Here is a 1,252-nt window from a genome sequence, read left to right as displayed (position 1 = left end):
AGTGCATGAATGCGACCACAGAGCTTTCAGGGGTCCGATAAGTTGGGAAACCCGCTTCGGTAAACAGCTTTCGTGCGGGCCTTGCTGTTAGCTCACCAGACCAATTCGTCAGGATGTTAAAGCGCTTGTGGCGAGGGTGCTCCTTAATCGCTTCAATAATTCGTTCTGCCGTTTTAGCGGAATGTGCGACCGCTGAAGGGCTGTGCATGATAAGAATCGCGTCTGCTTCATCGCCATCGAGTAAGATGTTTATAGTGTCGATATAACGTTGATCACCAGCGTCGCCGACAATATCGATAGGATTGCTATGAGACCAACTCGATGGCAAAACCTTGTTCAACTTATCAAGTGTCTCTTCTGAAAACTCTGCGAGCTTACCACCGCGGTCAAATAGGGTGTCCACAGCCATAATCGCAGGGCCGCCACCATTAGTAACAATAGCCAAGCGCTCGCCTCGCAATGGTACTGAATGAGTCAGTGTTTCTACCGCAGCAAACAGTTCATGTAAGTTCTTAACTCGTAGCATGCCGCTGCGTCGGATTGCGGAATCATAAATAATATCTAATGTGTCGGCACCGCCAGTGTGAGCCATTGCTGCGGCTCTGCCTTTCGCCGTTCGACCGCCTTTCAACACCAAAATTCGTCGGTTACGCGAAGCCGCACGCGCTGCAGAAATAAAGCGCCTCGCATCAGTAATGCTGTCTACATAAAGCAATATCGCTTCGGTGTGAGAGTCGGTACTGAGATAATCCAATAACTCCGAGAATTCGATATCGCTACCATTGCCTATAGAGATAAACGCCGAAAAACCGATCTCTTTGTCATTAGCCCAATCGAGAATAGTGGTACACACAGCTGCCGACTGAGAAACAAAGGCGATCTTACCGGGTAATGCTGTCACTGGAGAGAATGAGGCGTTCAAATTTAACCAAGGAACAATCACCCCCAAACTATTGGAACCCAACACTCGAATGTTGTGCTTTTTGGCAATCGCTAGGCATCGTTCATCATACGTCTCACCATTATCGCTTTCTTGCTGCATGTCTGAAGAAAGCACAATGACAGAGGCTATACCTTTCTCAGCCAGTTCTTCAAAAATAGCGACATTACGGGTCGCATTGGTACACAAGATTGCGAGGTCAGGAACAATCGGTAACGACAAAATATTCTTGTAAGAAAGCACACCGGCCACTGAATCATATTTCGGCGTAACCGGCATCACCGCACCTTTAAAATCCCCATGCAACAAATT

At 47.7% G+C, this 1,252-nt stretch carries 1 protein-coding gene; it reads right to left on the bottom strand.

All coding sequences use genetic code 11. The features are described 5' to 3' along the window. The coding region (locus AB4512_RS18740) for an acetate--CoA ligase family protein (protein ID WP_372175335.1) at nucleotides 1-1,252 on the bottom strand (1,252 nt) is incomplete at both ends.

The sequence above is a fragment of the Vibrio sp. 10N.222.52.B7 genome (assembly GCF_041474275.1).
In the GTDB taxonomy this organism is placed as follows: Bacteria; Pseudomonadota; Gammaproteobacteria; order Enterobacterales; family Vibrionaceae; genus Vibrio; species Vibrio crassostreae_C.
This window is presented reverse-complemented; position numbering and strand designations above follow the sequence as displayed.